Annotated in this window: 19 protein-coding genes; 9 read left to right on the forward strand and 10 right to left on the reverse strand. The window is 59.9% G+C overall.

The genetic code is table 11. From position 1 onward, the window contains the following. Positions 1–84: 84 nt before the first annotated feature. From spoT to A15D_RS01400, 4 genes are all read right to left on the reverse strand, one after another. Positions 85–2,196, reverse strand: a complete 2,112-nt coding sequence (gene spoT, locus A15D_RS01385; RefSeq protein ID WP_102790475.1) for a bifunctional GTP diphosphokinase/guanosine-3',5'-bis pyrophosphate 3'-pyrophosphohydrolase — start codon at positions 2,194–2,196, stop codon at positions 85–87. Between the two features lie 207 nt (positions 2,197–2,403). Further along, positions 2,404–2,667 (reverse strand): DNA-directed RNA polymerase subunit omega, encoded by a 264-nt coding sequence (gene rpoZ / locus A15D_RS01390; protein WP_022985758.1) that lies wholly within the window; start codon positions 2,665–2,667, stop codon positions 2,404–2,406. Positions 2,668–2,777: 110 nt separating this feature from the next. Then, a complete protein-coding gene (gmk, locus tag A15D_RS01395; protein ID WP_022985757.1) occupies positions 2,778–3,407 on the reverse strand; it encodes a guanylate kinase in 630 nt (209 codons plus the stop codon). A gap of 112 nt (positions 3,408–3,519) precedes the next feature. Then, complete coding sequence (locus A15D_RS01400) at positions 3,520–4,512, reverse strand: oxygenase MpaB family protein (protein WP_158245772.1); 993 nt, start codon at positions 4,510–4,512, stop codon at positions 3,520–3,522. Between the two features lie 190 nt (positions 4,513–4,702). On the opposite strand from A15D_RS01400, the gene doeB reads away from it, so the two are divergent. The 4 genes from doeB (at position 4,703) to A15D_RS01420 (ending at position 9,164) form a co-directional block, all read left to right on the forward strand. Next, a complete protein-coding gene (doeB, locus tag A15D_RS01405; protein ID WP_022985754.1) occupies positions 4,703–5,695 on the forward strand; it encodes a N(2)-acetyl-L-2,4-diaminobutanoate deacetylase DoeB in 993 nt (330 codons plus the stop codon). A gap of 43 nt (positions 5,696–5,738) precedes the next feature. Further along, the gene (locus A15D_RS01410; RefSeq protein ID WP_102790477.1) at positions 5,739–6,599 is read left to right on the forward strand and encodes an RNA polymerase sigma factor; all 861 of its coding nucleotides are present in this window, start codon (positions 5,739–5,741) and stop codon (positions 6,597–6,599) included. Then, entirely contained in the window at positions 6,589–7,362 is a 774-nt protein-coding gene (locus A15D_RS01415) for a hypothetical protein (protein ID WP_102790478.1), read from the forward strand. The genes A15D_RS01410 and A15D_RS01415 overlap by 11 nt, the downstream gene beginning before the upstream one ends. A 116-nt stretch (positions 7,363–7,478) precedes the next feature. Next, complete coding sequence (locus tag A15D_RS01420; protein WP_199175724.1) at positions 7,479–9,164, forward strand: VWA domain-containing protein; 1,686 nt, start codon at positions 7,479–7,481, stop codon at positions 9,162–9,164. A gap of 49 nt (positions 9,165–9,213) precedes the next feature. Here the strand turns inward: A15D_RS01420 and slmA are convergent, their stop codons facing one another. The 6 genes from slmA to A15D_RS01450 form a co-directional block, all read right to left on the reverse strand. Beyond that, positions 9,214–9,798, reverse strand: a complete 585-nt coding sequence (gene slmA, locus A15D_RS01425; RefSeq protein WP_022985750.1) for a nucleoid occlusion factor SlmA — start codon at positions 9,796–9,798, stop codon at positions 9,214–9,216. Positions 9,799–9,889: 91 nt separating this feature from the next. Next, positions 9,890–10,789, reverse strand: coding sequence for an acetylglutamate kinase (gene argB / locus A15D_RS01430; RefSeq protein WP_022985749.1), 900 nt, complete (start codon positions 10,787–10,789; stop codon positions 9,890–9,892). Between the two features lie 122 nt (positions 10,790–10,911). Next, positions 10,912–13,311, reverse strand: coding sequence for a phosphomannomutase/phosphoglucomutase (locus tag A15D_RS17480; RefSeq protein WP_022985748.1), 2,400 nt, complete (start codon positions 13,309–13,311; stop codon positions 10,912–10,914). A 38-nt stretch (positions 13,312–13,349) separates the two neighbouring features. Beyond that, positions 13,350–13,802: a dUTP diphosphatase gene (gene dut, locus A15D_RS01440; RefSeq protein ID WP_022985747.1), complete on the reverse strand. Its 453-nt coding sequence runs from the start codon at positions 13,800–13,802 to the stop codon at positions 13,350–13,352. A 22-nt stretch (positions 13,803–13,824) separates the two neighbouring features. Then, positions 13,825–15,024 (reverse strand): bifunctional phosphopantothenoylcysteine decarboxylase/phosphopantothenate--cysteine ligase CoaBC, encoded by a 1,200-nt coding sequence (gene coaBC, locus A15D_RS01445; protein WP_022985746.1) that lies wholly within the window; start codon positions 15,022–15,024, stop codon positions 13,825–13,827. Between the two features lie 132 nt (positions 15,025–15,156). Beyond that, the gene (locus A15D_RS01450; protein WP_102790480.1) at positions 15,157–15,942 is read right to left on the reverse strand and encodes a type IV pili methyl-accepting chemotaxis transducer N-terminal domain-containing protein; all 786 of its coding nucleotides are present in this window, start codon (positions 15,940–15,942) and stop codon (positions 15,157–15,159) included. 192 nt (positions 15,943–16,134) lie between these two features. On the opposite strand from A15D_RS01450, the gene radC reads away from it, so the two are divergent. The 5 genes from radC (at position 16,135) to A15D_RS01475 (ending at position 18,575) form a co-directional block, all read left to right on the forward strand. Then, positions 16,135–16,809, forward strand: coding sequence for a DNA repair protein RadC (radC, locus tag A15D_RS01455; protein WP_102790481.1), 675 nt, complete (start codon positions 16,135–16,137; stop codon positions 16,807–16,809). A gap of 238 nt (positions 16,810–17,047) precedes the next feature. Continuing rightward, on the forward strand, positions 17,048–17,284 hold the full coding sequence (gene rpmB / locus A15D_RS01460) for a 50S ribosomal protein L28 (protein ID WP_022985742.1): 237 nt from the start codon (positions 17,048–17,050) through the stop codon (positions 17,282–17,284). Positions 17,285–17,306: 22 nt separating this feature from the next. Continuing rightward, complete coding sequence (gene rpmG, locus A15D_RS01465) at positions 17,307–17,474, forward strand: 50S ribosomal protein L33 (protein WP_007151127.1); 168 nt, start codon at positions 17,307–17,309, stop codon at positions 17,472–17,474. Between the two features lie 393 nt (positions 17,475–17,867). After that, positions 17,868–18,098, forward strand: a complete 231-nt coding sequence (locus tag A15D_RS01470) for a Flp family type IVb pilin (RefSeq protein WP_102790482.1) — start codon at positions 17,868–17,870, stop codon at positions 18,096–18,098. A gap of 27 nt (positions 18,099–18,125) precedes the next feature. Further along, a complete protein-coding gene (locus A15D_RS01475) occupies positions 18,126–18,575 on the forward strand; it encodes a TadE/TadG family type IV pilus assembly protein (protein WP_022985740.1) in 450 nt (149 codons plus the stop codon). Positions 18,576–18,624: the final 49 nt, after the last annotated feature.

Below are 18,624 nucleotides of genomic sequence, written 5' to 3' on the forward strand. Positions count from 1 at the left end.
AGCTTGCCTGCAAGCGATTTGCTGTATTGGATGTATAACATCGCTTGCAGGCAAGCTCCCACAGGGGCACAGGATTCAGCGACCTCAAAGGCGATGAATTCGGACGATGCTGTCCAGGGTTCTCAGTTTCTTGATGATGCGGGCCAGGTGGATACGGTCTTTCACCGTCATGGACACGTTCAGTGTGGTGAGGGTGGGGTCTTTTTCTGCCATGTCGATGGTGTCGATATTGGAGCCCAGTTCGGACACGCTGTTGGCCAGAGTGGCAAGAACCCCCCGTTTGTTGATCAGCTCGATGCGCAGCGCCGCGGTGAATTCCTGCTCCACGTCCTTGTCCCAGCTCAGCGCAATGCATTTTTCCGGGGCGTTACGCATTTCGGCCAGCAGGTTCTTGCAGGTGTCGCGGTGGACCACGATGCCCCGGCCTGCACTGAGGTGGCCGATAATGGTGTCGCCGGGCAGTGGATAACAGCACTTGGCATAGCTGACCATCAAGCCTTCGCTGCCGCGGATTGCGAGAGGGCGGCGATCGTCTTCATGCTGGCGTTCGTCATCGTCGCGGGCGCCCGCCAGCTTGCGGGCCACCAGCGGTGCCAGTCGGTTACCGATACCGATATCTTCCAGCAGGTCGTCCAGCTCCACATAGCCGTTGCCGGCCAGTTCGCTGACCACCCGTTCGATGGGCAGATCATCCAGGCCCATGTCGTAGCTGTGCAGGGCTTTTTCCAGTAGTCGCTGCCCCAGCTCCACGGCATCTTCGCGTTGTTGGTGCTTCAGGAAGTGGCGAATGTTGGTGCGCGCCTTGCCGGTGACGACAAAGTTGAGCCAGGCCGGGTTGGGGGTGGCATTAGGGGCGGTGATGATCTTGACGGTCTGCCCCGATTCCAGTGGCGTGGACAGCGCGGCGAGCTTGCCGTCGATACGGGCCGCCACGCACTTGTTGCCCACCTTGGTGTGCACGGCGTAGGCAAAATCCACCGCGGTGGCCCCGCCGGGCAGCTCCTTGATGTCCCCCTTGGGGGTGAATATATAGGCTTCGTCCGGGAACAGGTCCACCTTCACATTCTCGATAAACTCCATGGAGTTACCGGTCTTCTGCTGCAGTTCCAGCAGGCGCTGCATCCAGCTCTGGGTGCGGCTGTGGGTGGGCGTGCCCGGTTCGCCGTCGGACTTGTACAGCCAGTGGGCGGCGATGCCGTTGTTGGCCATGGCCTCCATTTCCTCGGTGCGGATCTGCATTTCCAGCGGAATGCCGGAGCGCGCCTTGAGGGTGGTGTGCAGGCTCTGATAGCCATTGGCCTTGGGGATGGCGATGTAATCCTTGAAGCGACCGGGGATCGGCGTGAAGTAATTGTGCACCGCCCCCAGTACCCGGTAGCAGGTGTCTACCCGGTCGACGATGATGCGGAAACCGAACACATCCATGATGTCCGCGAACGGTTTGTGCTGTTCTTTCATCTTCGAATAGATGCTGAACAGGTGCTTCTCGCGACCCAGGACCCGGGCTTCGATGCCTTCTTCTTCCAGGCAGTGCTCGAGGCTGGTCTTGATGGTGGTGAGGATTTCCTTGCGATTGCCGCGGGCCTTCTTCACCGCCTGGCCAATCAGCTTGGCGCGCATGGGGTGAATGGCATGGAACGCCAGGTCCTCGTACTCCACGCGCATGTTGTACATGCCCAGCCGGAAGGCGATGGGGGCGTAGATTTCCAGGGTTTCTGTGGCGATACGGCGGCGTTTTTCAGCACGCATGACATGCAGGGTGCGCATGTTGTGCAGACGATCGGCCAGCTTGATCAGAATGACCCGGATATCCCGGGTCATGGCCAGCATCATCTTGCGCAGGTTTTCCGCTTGCTGTTCGGCCTTCGATTCGAACTTGATCTGGGCAATCTTGGAGACGCCATCGACCAGCTCGGCCACTTCTTCGCTGAATTCCTCGGCCAGTTGTTCCTTGCTGATGCCGGTATCTTCGATCACATCGTGCAGCATGGCCGCCATGAGCGAGGCATGGTCCATGTGCATGTCCGTGAGAATGTTGGCCACGGCCAGAGGGTGGGTGATGTAAGGGTCCCCGGTGCGCCGGTACTGGCCTTCATGGGCCTGCTCGGCGAAATGGTAGGCGCGTACGACCTGGGCGATCTGCTCGTCGTCCAGATAACTGCGTAACCGTTTTTCCAGGTTATGAATCGTGGGCAAAAGGCCTCGTCACGCCCTTGGCGAGTAGCAAGTAAGAAGTACCTGTTAGCTTAGATTTGAGGGCAGGTTTTGTCTATGACAAGGAGACATGCAACGGGTGATAACCCGCAGAGGGAATAACTATCAGGGAAATGCAGGCGTCGGGAAGGCAGGTGCCTTCCTGTTTCCGCTCCTGCGCGGGTGCGCAGGAGGGCAAAGATGGCGCGCTTATTCGCCGAAAGACTGGGTCAGCAGTGCCAGCTCGTCCACGTCGGCGCTGCGGTCAGCCATGGGGCTGTCCACGGATTCGGCCGTGACGTGACCTTCAGCGATTTCACGCAGGGCCACTACGGTGGGCTTGTCGTTTTCCCAGGCGACGCGGGGCTCTTTGCCACCGGTCTGCAGTTGGCGGGCGCGTTTGCCTGCCACCAGCACCAGCTCGAAGCGGTTATCCAGTTGTTCCAGGCAATCTTCAACGGTTACACGGGCCATGCTGTTCTCCTACAGGCGGGTGCCACCACCGGGCAACACCAACTCAAATTCGCAAGGCGGGGATTTTAATGGCGAAAGCTTGATCAGTCCAGTCTGGCGCGCCCGCAGCCTTAGTGGCGACGATCGCGGAGCAGGTCTTCCAGGGTGCTGGCCAGCCGCGCTTGCTGACGGGGAGTGTCCAGACGGCGAGCCTCGACGATGGCTTCCAGCTCGTAGAGGGCCCGTTGAAAGTCATCGTTGACGATCAGGTAATCGAACTCGGCGAAGTGGCTCATTTCGTCCTGGGCACCGTCCAGACGGCGCTGGATTACCGCATCATCGTCGGTCTCCCGACCACGCAGGCGTTGGGCAAGGATGTCCAGAGAGGGGGGCAGAATGAAGATGCTGACGGCATCGGGCAGCTGTTTGCGGATCTGGGTGGCCCCCTGCCAGTCGATTTCCAGGATCACATCTTCGCCGCCGTTAAGGGTCTGCTTTACCCAATCGGCGCTGGTGCCGTACAGGTTGCCGAACACTTCGGCGTGTTCCAGAAAGCGCCCTTGTTCGACCTGGCGGACAAAGCTGTCGCGGTCAGTGAAGTGGTAGTTGACCCCGTCTTCCTCGCCCGGCCGCATGGTGCGAGTGGTATGAGACACCGAAATGCGCAGCCGTGGCACCTTCTCCACCAGGGCGGCGACAAGGCTGGTCTTGCCGGCGCCAGAGGGGGCGGAAACGATATAGAGCGTGCCTTTGTCGGCCATGATGACGGTGTCCTGTGATCCCGGTAAAAGGCGCATTATAGGGGGAAGGTTGCGGCCCGTCATACCCGCTGCGCCCGAGGTTCTGTTCCTCCGGCGCAGCGCGCTGGTGGGGTTACGACACCAGCAATGGGCGCCCGTAGACGATTTTGTTGGTCAGTCGCGTGATCAGATCCGCTTTTTTGCCCTGGATGCGGCGGCGCGCTTCGATCTGTGAGGGAATCCAGCGCAGGTGTACCGGCACACACTTCATGGCCGTTCGGATCAGGCGCACATCCATGTCGAACTTTTTCTGCACCTCGGGGGTGACCTCGGGCATGCCGAAAGGCCTGCGCAGGGAGTCTGGCAGCAGTACAGCAGTATGAATGCGATGGCGGTTGAGGAACGGCATTAGCCAGGGGCGCATGCTGAACAGGTAGTCCACCAATTCGCGGCCCACCGTACCTACCGCCAGCAGATCGGACGTCACCACCTCGTTGAACCAGGCCACATAGGCATCCCAGTTCTCCGGCATGGCCTGTTCGGGAATGCCGAACAGGAAGGCAAACAGTTTTGATTCCTCGTAATACTGTTCCCGCTCGGCCTGGCTGAGCGCGCCATAGAACATTTCGTGGACCCGCAGGGCGACGATCCACAGGGTGGCGTGCACCCACAACAGCGCTTCTACCTGGTTGGCGAAGTACTGGCTTTGTTTCTGGGTACGCCCGGTGGACTCGGAGATCTGGCCGGTGATTTTTGCATGGATGTTGTGTACCCGTACGGCCGAGTCCAGCACCTGGTCCAGATTGCCGAAGACCATGGAGTGCACATTCAGAAAGGTGCGTTGCAGTCGGCCCATGGGGTCTGTCTGGGTCTGGGAATGCTGATCAATGGCCTGGGAGACCCAGGGATGGGCCAGCTGCAACAGGTTGGCGGCGCCAGCCCCAAACATCACAGAGATATTGCCGTGAATCTTCCAGGCCATGGAGTCGGGTCCGTAGAGGCCGATGTCCGGGTCCAGCACTCGCTGGGTCATGATTTCCAGCTGTTGGTGTAACGCCTCTTTGGTCACGGCCTGGCTAAGGGCGGGATTGCGCGGTTGGATGGGCTTGTTGGGCTGGGGCTGCATAGGGTGTCCTCCATTGATTCGCCTCAGGCTAATCAAGCAGAACTTGCCAGTTTTGATGCAGATCAACTTTTCTGTCTCAAGGCGGCTGGCGGATACAGATTTCGTCATCGTGATGACAGCCAAACCCGGTGAAAGTAAACATGGAAAGGCGCAATATGGCGACACTGTCCAGTAACGGGTGTCCTTCTGCATGAGCAACAGTCCCCTCAGCGCCACTGTGGAATTCCAGCGTGATGGCATTCAGCACGGCTTTCTGAAACTGCCCTACTCCCATGATGGCTCGGCCTGGGGGCATGTGATGACGCCCATCACGGTAGTGCGCAATGGCGATGGGCCAACCGCACTGTTGACCGGGGGCAATCACGGTGATGAATACGAGGGCATTACCGCGCTGATCAAGTTGGCCAATCGTCTGCGGCCGGAGCAGATTCGTGGCCGGGTGATCATTCTTCCCATGCTCAATCATCCGGCGGTGGTCAATGGTAGCCGCACCTCGCCGCTGGATGGCGGTAACCTGAATCGCTGTTTTCCCGGCAATCCCGCCGGGACGCTGACAGAAAAACTGGCGGATTACCTGACCCGTTATCTGGTGCCGCTGGCGGATGTGGTGCTGGATATCCATTCCGGGGGCCGCACCCTGGATCTGCTGCCTTTCGCGGCGACCCATCGCATGGACGACAAGGCCTTTGAGGCGCGCTGTCTGGCGGGGGCCACGGCCTTCGGTGCGCCCTTCACCCTGTTCATGGCCGAACTGGAAGGGGAGGTGCTGTTCGACAGTGTGGTGGAAGCCCAGGGCAAGGTGTTTATCAGTACCGAACTGCGTGGCGGCGGCACCACCACGCCGGAGACGGTCGCGTTGGCGGAGCAGGGGGTGGACAACGTGCTGCGCTTTGCCGGGATCCTGCCTGGCGAGCCCGTGGAGGCCGTCTCGCAAGCGCTGGAAATTCCGGATGGCGACGCCTACCGGGTCAGCGAGCATGCGGGCATTCTTGAATTCACCGTGACGCTGGGCCAGTGGCTGCAGCAGGGAGAGGTGATTGCCCGGGTGTATTCGCTGGAGCGGACCGGCCAACCCCCGGTGGAGTATCGCGCTCCCTATGACGCCATGCTGCTGGGGCGTCGGCATCCTGCCCGGGTAAATATTGGCGATACCTTTGCGGTGCTGGCGGTGCCGCGGGTTTAATGGAGCCCGACGTGACTGATCGCAACGTGATTCCTTTCTCTTGATGACTTCAGCAAACAGGTCCGACATCCCGGTGGACTGGTCTTCCGTGATTCTGGACCCGGCATTTCTTGCCGGGCTCGACCGTATGGCGGCAAAGCGGTTTGTCCAGCCGGCACTGGCGGAAGAGGCCGCTGCGGCCATGCTGGACGCGCTTAGCGAAGCGGATTGGCAGCGTTTACGTGCTTTTGGTGGAAAAAGCGCACCGGCCACGTATGCCTATGCGGTCGCTGGCCGAGCCATGGAAGATTTTGCCCGTCGCCGTTTTGGGCGGCCCCGGCCCCCGCAATGGCTGCAGGAGAAGGGGCAGGCCTGGGTTCGGTTATGGCGGATGCTGTGTCTGGAGCGTCAGTGGCCGGAAACCCTTATGCAGGTGTTGGGTAAAGAGTTTGTCGACGGACTGGTACGTGAGGCGATTGCGGTGATCAAGCAGCGTATTCCGCGCTGTGGTGAACCGGGATTCTCGGAATGTTGTGTGACAGAGCTGGGGCTGGAGCAGTTGCCTGACGATGCCGGAGACAGCGTGGATCAGGCACTGGCCCGCACGCAACATCAGCACGCGTTGGCCGTGCTGGGTCGCTTGCTGAATCCTGCTGATGCAACCGTGGGGTCGGGTCCGTCTGATGAAGAAGACGTGCTGAACGAGCTGATCAGGCGTTTGGCTTTGACGGCAGACGATCGTTTGTTGCTGTCGCTCAGTTACGAAGACGGCCTCTCCAGTCGCAAGATTGCCACGCTGCTGGGAACCAGTGCGGCAACGGTGCAGCGCCGTCTGGCGGGCTTGCACCATCAACTTGAGCAGGCCCTGCGTGTGATGGGGCTGGCCGACACTACCGCTGCCGGGGAGGTGAACCTTGAATCCTGAAACAGAAAAAAGCCTGTTCAGGGCATTGCGGTATCAGGATCAGCCGTCCCTGCTGTCGAGGCCGGAGTTTGAGGGCTTTGCCACCACGGATGAGATTCTCGCCGCTCATGCCGACGGCCGGCTGACGTCGGCGCAGCAGGAGTGGCTGACGGTTGCGTTGGCCAACAGCAATATACTTCGGCAGCAGTGGGTGGCCTTGCTGGAGTCCCGGGAGACGGTGGCGGCACGACAGGGTGTCTGGCGGCGTTTCGCCATGGCCGGGGCGGCGGCCAGTGTGCTGCTGGCGGGTGTGTTGGTGTTTGTGAATGACCCGCCCCAGGAGTTCTCTCCGCCGGCGTCGCCCATGGCAGAATCCCACCCAGCCCCACAGGCAAGGGCGCAGGTGGACGCCCCGATGCACAAGCAATCGTCTGCCGATCAGTCGTTCGCGTTCGAAGACAGGGCTGAGCCGCCACAACGCCCGGCGGCGGCTCTGGCGATGCCCGTTCCGGATTGGAATGGGTTCATGGCCGTGTATGCCGGTGATCAGGCGCATCTTTCTGATAGCCCGGAGGGGCGTTTCCAGGCATTGGCGCTATCGCTTCGGCACTTGCAGCAAGAGGACTGTTCTGTGGCGGCGGCGGAGACGTTTCTGCAACGGCTTACACTGTCCCGCCAGGATTATCCCGCCCCATTATCGCCGCTGGAGCCGGGCTTGACCGCAGACGCATGTGCTCTGGGGGAACAGCTGATACAGATGGCACGGCAGGCCGTGGGGCAATAGCAATCGCAGGGTAACGTCTTGTTGTCGCAGGTTCCTTCGAAAACGGGTCACAGTTCCTGAAGCAATTGTCCAGGCTGTCCGTCTCATTAAGGAAACCGACCTTGATGGAGATCGACATGAGCCTTACCCGTCCCATTGCAACGCTGCAACGTTACCGTTCCCTGATGCCCTCTGGTCCACTGGCTGTGGGCTTGTGTACGGGGGTCCTGACGCTGTTGAGCGCGGGTTGCCAAAACGGCGGCCAGGAAACGCTGGCGGACAGTCAGACGGGCCAACCGGCCCAACGAGAGCAGCTGCTGGTGGATGCCATGGCCTCACCGGCGCGGATGCAGCCGCAGGCCAAAATGATGGCGATGCCGGCGCCGCAGCCCCTGCCGCAGCCGTCCCGTGACCGCTTTGAGGCGGTTGAAGAAAACACCGTCAAGCAGGCTTCTGTTGATCCGGTGTCGACGTTTTCCATTGATGTGGATACCGCGTCCTACAGCTTCTCCCGGCGGATGATCAACGAGGGGCGGCTGCCGACTCCGGACGCAGTGCGCCTGGAGGAGTGGGTCAACTATTTCGATTATGACTACACCGCCCCGGCCAGCCCGGATACACCGTTCAGCACCGGGGTGACAGTGGTGGAATCACCCTGGACTGCAGGCAACAAGCTGGTGCATATCGGCATCAAGGGTTATCAGGTGGACGCCTCCAGCCGTCCCCGCGCCAATCTGGTTTTCCTGCTTGATGTCTCCGGCAGCATGGGCGCGCCGGACAAGCTGCCACTGCTACAGCAATCGTTATCGATGATGGTCAAGGACATGCACCCCGAGGATAGCGTGGCCATTGTGGTGTATGCCGGGGCCTCCGGGGTGGTACTGCCGCCCACGGCCGTGAAAGACCGTACGGCGATTACCCAGGCCCTGAGCCGCTTGCAGGTGGGCGGCTCTACCGCTGGAGGGGAGGGTATCCAGCTGGCGTATCAGCTGGCAGAACAACACTTTGATGAGAAGGCCATCAATCGAGTGATTCTTGCCACCGATGGTGATTTCAATGTTGGCGTTACAGACCCGCGGTCACTGGAGGCGCTGGTCAGTCGCCAGCGCGAGAAGGGCATTTACCTGTCTGTCCTGGGGTTTGGCCAGGGCAACTATAACGATCATTTGATGCAGACCCTGGCCCAGAACGGCAACGGGGTGGCGGCCTATATCGATAACCTCAACGAAGCGCGCAAGGTGCTGGTAACAGAATCAACCTCGTCGCTGTTCACCATTGCTGAAGACGTGAAAATTCAGGTGGAGTTCAACCCGGCCACCGTGCAGGAGTACCGTTTGCTGGGTTACGAAACCCGCGCGCTGGAGCGTGAAGATTTCAATAACGACAGCGTGGACGCCGGGGAGATCGGTGCTGGCCATACCGTCACCGCGCTTTACGAAATTACCCCGGCAGACAAGACGCCGTTAATCGACCCCCCGCGTTATGGTGCCAGGGAGAATGCGGCGACCGCAGGGGCGCAGAGCAACGAGTATGCGTTCATCAAGTTGCGTTATAAGCGGCCGGGGGAATCCCGTTCCCGACTGCTACAGACCCCGGTAGCCATGAGCCAGCCGGCCCTTTCTGCAGAGGCTCGCCAGGAGGTGGAATTTGCTGTGGCGGTGGCGGGCGCTGCCCAGATCATCAAGGGCAGCAAGTTCAGCGGCAACTGGACCCTGGAGGAGGCGATTGCATTGGCACAGAACAATCGCGGCGAAGATCCGTATGGTTATCGGAGTGAGTTTGTGCAGTTGCTGCGTCAGGCGCAGGTCAGCCGGGACATCTGAGGGCCGGTGTGCCCCGTGATGAATTTCGCCCGGCAAGGCCGGGCGGCGTTCAGCGGAACAGGGTGGGGGCCAGTAGCTCCCATTGAGCGGGCCAGTCCTGGCTGGGTTTCTGCTTGAAACCGGAACGTACAAACTGGGCAATGCGGCCTTCCACTACGGCCAGCAGCAAGTTGGCGGTGATCGTGGGGGTGGCCTGGGTGCGTAGCCCTTCCTTGAATTCCGCGTCGCGCAATACCTGTTTGAGCTGGGTCTCCACGCGGTCGTAGAACTGCTGGATACGTTGGTGCAGGCGCTCGTTTTCACCGGTAAGGGCATCACCGGTGAGCAGTCGGGTAATGCCCGGGTTGCGCTCGGTGAAGGCCAGCATCAGTGCGAGAATCTGCTCCACCTGACTGGCGGCGCTGCCGTCTTCGGTGATGCGATTGATCCGCGAGAAAATCGCTTCTTCAATAAAACTGATCAGCCCTTCGAACATTTTCGCCTTGCTGGGAAAATGCCGGTAGAGGGCCGCCTCGGAGACACCCACTTCGCGGGCCAGCCCGGCGGTGGTAATCCGCCCTCCGGGTTCGGCTTCCAGCATGTGGGCGAGCGACTGCAGGATCTGCTCTTTGCGAGACGGTTTCTTGTCTGTCATGAATCGTCGTTCCCCAGTGATTGTTCTGTTGTAGCGATGCATCTGATGGCAAGGTGCCTTCCCCCTGGCACCTTGCTCGGGTTGTTTGTGCTCAGTCCTTGCTGATCAGGGTGCCGATGCCTTTGTCGGTCAGGATCTCCAGCAGCACGGCGTGGGAGACGCGGCCATCAATGATGTGCGAGGTATGCACACCGTTCTGGACTGCTTCCAGGGCGCAGCCGATTTTCGGCAGCATGCCGCCGTGAATGGTGCCGTCCTTGATCAGGTCGTTCACCCGGTCCGCATTGAGACCGGTGAGGACCTTGCCTTGCTTGTCTTTGAGACCGGCCACGTTAGTCAGCAGGATCAGCTTTTCCGCGCGAAGGACTTCGGCCACCTTGCCGGCCACCAGGTCGGCGTTGATGTTGTAGCTGACGCCGTCATTATCGACCCCGATGGGGGCAATCACCGGGATGAAATCACTGCCGGAGAGCAGGTCGATAACGCGGGTGTCGATGCCCTGCACTTCGCCCACATGACCGATGTCGATGATCTCGGAGGTCTTCAGGGCCGGGTCGTTTTCGTCCTGGGCCTTGAGCAGCATCTTGCGCGCCTTGATCAGTCGGCCGTCCTTGCCCGTCAGGCCGATGGCCTGACCGCCGTTGTGCTGAATCAGGTTGACGATGTCCTTGTTGACCAGCCCGCCGAGGACCATCTGTACCACGTCCATGGTCTCTCGGTCGGTCACCCGCATGCCCTGAATGAATTTGGATTCCTTGCCCAGGCGCTCCAGCAGGCTGCCGATCTGTGGGCCACCGCCATGGACGATCACCGGGTTGATGCCCACCTGTTTCATCATCACCACATCACGGGCAAAGCTGTTCTTCAGCTCGTCGTTTTCCATGGCGTTACCGCCATATTTGATGACCACGGTGGTGCCGGTAAAACGCTGAATATAAGGCAGCGCTTCAATCAGAATCCGGGCGGTATCGTGCGCACTGTTGGCGTCCATCATGTCTCCTGAACGTGGGCGGTGAATTCCGGGCAGGGAGGCAATGGCCTGTGCCATTGCCTCCCTGCGAAGCGGGATTATACGGGAAAAACCGCAGTTTCGCGTTGCCCGGAACGGTGCCTCTAGAACGGCACGTCCAGGCTGTCGTCAACGGCTTTCAGGTGGTTGCGGAACTGGGTCTTGACCCGTTGCAGGGCTTCCTCGTCGCGACCTTCAAAGCGGGCGACCAGTGAGGCGGTGGTGTTGGAGGCCCGCACCAGGCCCCAGCCATCCGGGAAGTCCACACGTAGTCCGTCAATGGTCGTGGGGCGGCCGCCGGCAAATTGCTCGGCGCGGGCGCTAAGTGCATCCACCAGCTGGAACTTCTTGTCTTCCGCTACCTCAATGTAGAGAGCGGGCGTGGTAATGCCGGTCTTCAGGCCGGCAAACACCTGGCTGGCCGGATCATCGAGTAGCGACAGGATTTCCAGCAGGCGGCAGCCGGCATACATGCCGTCATCGCAGCCAAACCAGCGATCCGCAAAAAAGATGTGACCACTGATTTCGCCAGCCAGAGGGGCGCCGGTTTCTTTCATCTTGGCCTTGATCAGGGAGTGCCCGGTTTTATACATCATCGGACGGCCGCCGCTCTTGCGGATGATAGCCGGAAGGGCGCGGCTGCATTTCACGTCGAACAGGATGTCGGCGCCGGGGGTGCGGCCGAGCAAATCGCGGGCGAACAACATCAGCAGGCGGTCAGGCCAGATAATTTCGCCCCGATTGGTGACCACGGCAACCCGGTCGCCATCGCCATCGAAGGCCAGGCCGAGATCCAGCTGTTCCTGTTGAACCATGCGCACCAGGTCTTGCAGGTTGTCCGGGTTGCCCGGGTCCGGGGCGTGGTTGGGGAAGTTGCCGTCGATATCGGTGTATAACGGTGTGACTTCGCAGCCCAGCTGGGTGAACAGGCGCGGCGCCAGCTCGCCGGTGGCGCCATTACCGCAATCGATAGCGATCTTCAGCGGGCGGGCCAGCACGATGTCGTTGACCACGTCGTTCAGGTAGCGGTCGGTAATGTCGCGTTGCTCTTCTCTGCCGCGGCCTTCGGAGAAGTCCCGGGACTTGATGCGTTCCTTGAGCGACTGAATACGATCACCAAACAGGGTCTCGCCATTGATGACGATCTTCATGCCGTTGTGGGACGGAGGGTTGTGACTGCCGGTGACCATGACGCCGGTCTGGGTTTCCAGCACCTCGGTGGCGTAATAGAGCACCGGGCTGGGTACCAGTCCCAGGTCGATGACGTCACGACCGGCTTCCAGCAACCCCTTGATCAGTGAGCGGGTCAGCTCCGGGCTGGACAGGCGACCATCGCGGGCTACCAGTACGGTTTGCTGGCCGGCATCGCTGGCTTCGGTGCCGATAGCCCGGCCTAGCAGGTAGGCAGCCTGGGCGGTAAGGGACACGCCAGCCACGCCGCGAATGTCGTAAGCACGGAAGATATCATCCGGCAGGGACTCGGTTTGTTGCTCATCGGTCAGCAGGATGCCGTCATCCATTTCTTCGGCGATTTCCATGGGGGCGGCTTCCGGCGTTTTGCGGGCTTTGCGCACTCCGCCTCGCTCCCGTAATTTCTCAACGGTCTTGGCGTGGGCGGTGTTAACAGTCTGGAAAATATCGAAGTGAAAGTGGTTGCGGGCGGTGACGCCGGGCTGTCGTGCCAGCTCGTCGCTGTAGCGGATCAGCTCGGCGGCATCCTGGCGCAGGGCGCGTGCCAGCAAGCGGTTCACGACCAGAGTGACCAGTAGCAGCAAGACAACCGAAAGCCCGATGGCCGCTGTTGCCAGTACCACGAGTTGGCTGTCGGCACGGGGCAGGACGACAGTGGCCTTGACGGGGCCCGCAGAGGCCGTGCTTTTTGCTCCATTGGCGCTCTGTCCGTTGGCAAAAATACCGGCATTGCCAAACTTGATTTCCAGTTTGGCGCCATCGGGGAGGGCTGCATTGACCAGCGTTGACAAGGACGCAAGGGAGCGGGTCAGGAGCAGGGTGCCATTCTGGTTTTTGGTGGCGCGCGCAATCACCAGTTCAGGGGGCTTTCCGGCAATCACAACCGGTTTGGGTTGTTGGCCCAGTCGGACTTCTTTCAATAATTCCTGGGCCGTGTAACTGAACTGGCTGGTGTCCGCGCCACGGCGGGGCACCAGGATCAGGGTTGAGTCGGGTTGCCATAAATGGGGGGAGGCATTGAACTGTGTCAGGGTGTTGTTGGCGAGAGCATTTTCCACTTCGGGGCGATCGGCCAGCAGGTCGAGTTGGGTGCTGGCCTCGTGAATCAGACCCCGTACCTGATTGGCTATGGCGGAAGCCAGTGCCTTGGCCTGGCTTTGTTCAAGCGCGACCTTTTCATGGTTGCTCTGGTAGACAAACAGGCCGCCAATACTCAATACAATAGCCGCGATGCCAGTGACCATTAATGGCAGGATTTGCTTCATGGCGCTGACCGTCATGGGCTTGTCGCCGTTGTTCTTGTTCTTTCCCATTATCCCCTCCAGAAACCCGTCTCTTAAGGACGTTATTATTAATGGCGGCCGCTGTGACCAAAGCCCCCGCTTCCCCTTTCGCTGGCGCTGAAGTTGTCGACCTGTTCGAGTTCTACCTGCATGACCGGGACAATCACCAATTGGGCAATGCGCTCGCCGGCTTCGATGGTGAAGGGCTGCTGGCCGCGATTCCAGCAGGATACCATCAGCTCTCCCTGGTAATCGGAGTCGATCAGCCCCACCAGATTGCCGAGCACAATGCCGTGTTTGTGGCCCAGCCCGGAGCGGGGCAGGATCATGCCGGCGAAGCCGGGATCGCTAATATGGATAGACATGCCTGTGGGTAGTAACTGGGTGTCACCGGGAGCAAGGGTGAGGGGTTCCTTGACCATGGCGCGCAGATCCAGTCCCGCAGAGCCATCGGTCGCGTAGTGGGGCAAAGGGATGCTGTCGCCAAGGCGGGGGTCCAGAACCCGGTACTGCAGTTTCATCGGTGTGTCCTTGTGGTTGGATTCAGTCTTTATACCGGATCGCAATCAGTTCAATAAGCTGTTTGGCGATTTGTGTCTTGGATGCCAGTGGCAGCACCTTGTGGCCGCCAGGCCAAATCACGGTGAGGGCATTGTTGTCGCTGTTGAATCCCACGTTACTGCCCGAGACGTCGTTGGTGGCAATCATGTCCAGTTTCTTGTTGACCAGCTTGCCCTGGGCATAGGCCATGACATCCTGGGTCTCGGCGGCAAAACCGACAGTGAAGGGCCGCTTGTTGTGTTCAGCTACAGAGGCAACGATGTCGGGGTTTTTCACCAGTGTCAGATGGATTTCTTCGGTGGACTTCTTGATCTTGTGATCGGCTGTCACGGTGGGGCGATAGTCGGCTACGGCAGCGGTGGCGATAAAGACGTCACAGCCTGTTTCGACTACCTCCATACAGGTCTCGTACATATCCACTGCGCGCACCACATCAATCCGATCCACCCGGTTGGGCGTGGGCAGATTCACCGGTCCGGCAATCAGGGTGACGCGAGCGCCAGCTTCGGCGGCGGCCTCTGCCAGCGCAAAGCCCATTTTCCCGGAGCTCTTGTTGGTGATGTAGCGCACCGGGTCGATGGCTTCCCGGGTGGGGCCGGCGGTGATGACCACATGTTTGCCGGTGAGCAGGGAGTAATCGAACACTTCGGCGGCCTGCTGGATGATCTCCAGGGGTTCCAGCATGCGCCCTGCGCCCACATCGCCGCAGGCCTGGCTTCCGGAACCGGGGCCGAAAACATGAATGCCTTTCTCTTGCAGGATAAGCAGGTTCTTCTGGGTGCTGGTGTCCGCCCACATTTGCTGGTTCATGGCCGGCGCGATGGCAATGGGGGCGCCCGTTGCCAGACACAGGGTGGAGAGCAAATCGTTGCCGTGCCCATGGGCCAGGCGCGCCATGAAATTGGCAGATGCTGGAGCAATTAACACCAGGTCGGCCCAGCGAGCCAGTTCAATGTGGCCCATGGCGGCCTCGGCAGCCGGGTCCAGCAGGGTGGTATGAACCGGGTGGCCGGATAGCGCCTGCATGGTCAATGGGGTAATGAACTCGCAGGCGCCCTGGGTCATCACGACCCGGACCTGAGCTCCCGCGTCCTGAAGGCGGCGGACCAGATCGGCGGCCTTATAGGCGGCGATGCCACCGGTGACTCCCAGGAGGATGCGCTTGTTGACCAGACGTTGCATGCAAAAACCCTTAATGGCTGACGGCAATCATGGCAAATCTCTCCTGCCACGGAGCCCGCGAACGGCGAATAATTCAGGCGCATAGGGTAGCACTAAGGGGAGTGCTAAGGGACTCCCCGCCAATCCAGTACCTTAATGCACGTTCTGCTGCATGAGATTCTGGTACTGGAAGGTAATGGCATCCATGCGCGAGAGGATGGAATCGGTGGTCACGGCGATTACCGTGGGGACGTAGCGGCCACTGTCTTCCAGCTGGAAGCCGGTGCGTGAGAAGTCCCATTGATTGCGTACCCGTTGCAGGGCGTCACGTAGCTCGTCGGTGTTGCTGGGATAGCGTTCCAGTTCGTTGAGGGAGCGGTCGAACAGGGTGATGGCATCATCCAGTTCCTGCTTCAGGCTGTCGGAGCGGACCCGCCAGGCGCGTGCCACGTACACCTTGGCGATCTTCTGCGAGAGCATGCGCTGGCGGCCGGAGAGGTTAACGAGCCGGGCACTGTCGATCCCGGAGTGGGCTTCGATGGCTTTGACCACGTCATCACAGGCTTTCAGAAGCGCCAGGTTGTCCTCCATCAGCAGGGAGGCGCCGGTCTTGCTGGGGGCGCTGATGATGCGTAGCCGGTGCGGAAACCACAGGGCCTCTACGGTATCCAGTTTGCTGTCGATGGCAGCCGTGGGGCTGTAGTCGCGTAGCATCAGCAGCTGTTCTTCAAACAGAGCGACGGCTTCGTCCAGTTGCCGCTGGGCTTTATCGGTCTGGATTTCTGCGCCAATCAGCAAGTGGTTCTTCATCATTCGCTGGGTGAGCATGCGCTGGCGCCCTGAAATGTTGACGGCTTCGGCATCATTGATAGCCATGACCGGAGTCGGGATAAGCAGGGGCAGGAGCAGGGCAGCAAGCGGAAGGAGCAGGCGTTTCATGGTCGTATCTCATGCTGTTGTTGTTTGTGCGGGCGTTGACGACAGGGGTGGAGCAAGGACTGGGCCAGTGGTGTGTTGCTATGAAAATCAATGAGTTGGTGGCTGGCAGCGATAAAGCGGGCCTTTTTGGCGCGCCATTGCCGCCCACTGCTGGTGCATAAAGGGGCGTTTTGATCACTTCAGGGGAGCGTAATGGCGATTACTGACTGGCCCGTGGATGAGCGGCCCAGGGAAAAGCTGCTAAGCCGTGGGGCCGAATCACTCAGTGATGCAGAGCTGCTGGCGATCTTCTTGCGCACTGGTCTGCGAGGTGCCACGGCAGTGGACCTGGCCCGCCAGCGGCTGGCTGCTGGCGGGGGGTTGCGGGCGATGTTGGACAGCAGCCCGGAGGTGATGGCGCGGCTGCCGGGGATGGGGGTGGCCCGCCGTGCATTGTTGCTGGCGGCGCTGGAGCTGGGGCGGCGCTATCTGGCGGAACCGCTGGAGCGTGGCATGCCCCTGGATAATCCGGACAAGGCCGGGCAATTACTGACGGCCCGCCTGCGCGGTTTGCCCTATGAGGTGTTTGCCTGCCTGTTTCTCGACAACAAGCATCGGCTGATTGCTTTCGAAAAGCTGTTTCAGGGCACCATTGATGCGGCGGCGGTGTATCCCCGTGAAGTGGTACGGCGTGCGATGGAGCTCAACGCCGCGGCGGTGATCCTGTCCCATAATCACCCTTCCGGGGTTGCCGAACCGAGCCAGGCGGACCACGCGATTACCCGGCGACTGGTGGAGGCTCTGGGGCTGGTGGATATCCGTGTGCTGGACCACCTGGTGATCGGTGACGGAGGCTGGGTCTCGTTGGCCTCCCGTGGGGCGCTTTAACCAGGGGCTGAGTGGCGGAAATGGCTCGTTACGCTCACCCCTTCGGCTGATCTGCGTTTGGGTTCTCGGCGAAGGTCGATCTCCGCGGGGTTTGTGGCAGCCATCGTAACCCATTGAATGTTGGTGAATCCGGGCGTGGATCCAAGATAGCGCTTGAATCCTGACCAGCGTACTGGTATAAAACGCGCCTTTTCCGGGGCTCTACCGTCCCCCGCAAGAAGATTTACGGAGCAAGACAATGTCCAAAGTTTGCCAGGTGACCGGTAAGCGCCCTGTAACGGGCAACAACATTTCGCATTCGCACATCAAAACCAAGCGTCGTTTTGAGCCGAATCTGCATCATCACCGTTTCTGGGTTGAGTCCGAGAAGCGTTTCGTTCGCCTGCGCGTCAGCTCCAAGGGCATGCGCATTATCGACAAGAAAGGCATCGATTCCGTTCTGGCGGAAATCCGTGCCCGCGGCGAACGCGTTTAAGACTGAATTAAGGAGTTAACCCATGGCTGGTCCGATTCGCGAAAAGATTCGTCTGGTGTCCTCTGCGGGCACTGGCCATTTCTACACCACCACCAAGAACAAGCGTCTCCATCCTGAAAAGATGGAAACCAAGAAGTACGATCCGGTTGTGCGCAAGCACGTTGCCTACAAGGAAGCCAAGATCAAGTAACTTGATCGATAGGGTTCCACCTGGCAATACGGACGGAAAAACCCGGGCAGCGCCCGGGTTTTTTTATGGGCGACATTTGTCTGTTTCGCCGGGATTGTTGTTGCCGCCAGGGTGGGCGTCGACGGTTTGCGGGCAGGAGTGACGTCTTGATGCAAATTGAGACATGTGTCACATTTTGAAAGTGATACCGCTTGTCGCCAAGATGACTCCAATTAGCGCCGGATCGCACGTGCCCCTTGAGATTGCGGCCGCCAAGGCGTGTTATTGATTCAGCTACATAAAGCCAACGGACTGTTGCTTGTAGCTTTCACAAGACGCGAATAGCATTTCAGTATTGGATTCATATTTGCGCATATGAAGCGCATAACATAGGGAAATGAAGGGAGAGTACCCATGAGCAGTATCAAGCAGTTCTACCACGCCGTTTTGATGCGGTTGTATGGTGGGGTTTCCGGCACGGCACGGCACCAGCGTGGAGCCAGTGCACTGGAATATATCGTGCTGGCAGCCGCCCTGATCATCATCATTGGCGGACTGGCAACCAACACCACGGTACAGGACGCCCTGAATAGCGCATTTTCCGACCTGTTTTCCGATGCCTCAAATGGCGGCGGCGGGACCTGATCCCGGTATCTTGAAGGGCATCTTCACGTGAAAGGTCGTTACCCTGAATCCGGCGCGGTTGCGCTCGAATTCCTTATGCTGTTTCCGTTCGTGGTAGCCATGCTCTACGGTTCGGCGGTATACGGCCTGACCTTTTTCGCACAGTATCGTATGCAGAGCGCGGTGGATGGCGCGGTCGAGACCGCGCTCTACCTCGACCGCTCCCGGTTTTCAGACAATCTGGGTAGCGCAGTGACGACACGCGCAAACACGGCATTGGCTGCGTTGGTGGCGCAGTTGCCACCGAGCCTCCGTGATCTGGATACCAGTGCCGCTTGTGCACTGGAAACAGTGGGGGGGGTGGAAATGTTGCATTGCCGGTTGGTGTATCCGAATTATCAAACCAACCCGGTCGTGCCCGCATTGGATTTTGGCATGCTGGGGGAGTTTCCGCCGCTGCCTGCGCAGCTGGATGTGGACGCCAGGGCGGCTTTCTGAGTAAAGCCCTGAGCGGTCTGGCATAACAAACAGAACAGACAGGGATGTT

Origin of the sequence: Alcanivorax sp. MD8A, assembly GCF_002888555.1 — a bacterium.
In the GTDB taxonomy this organism is placed as follows: domain Bacteria; phylum Pseudomonadota; class Gammaproteobacteria; order Pseudomonadales; family Alcanivoracaceae; genus Alcanivorax.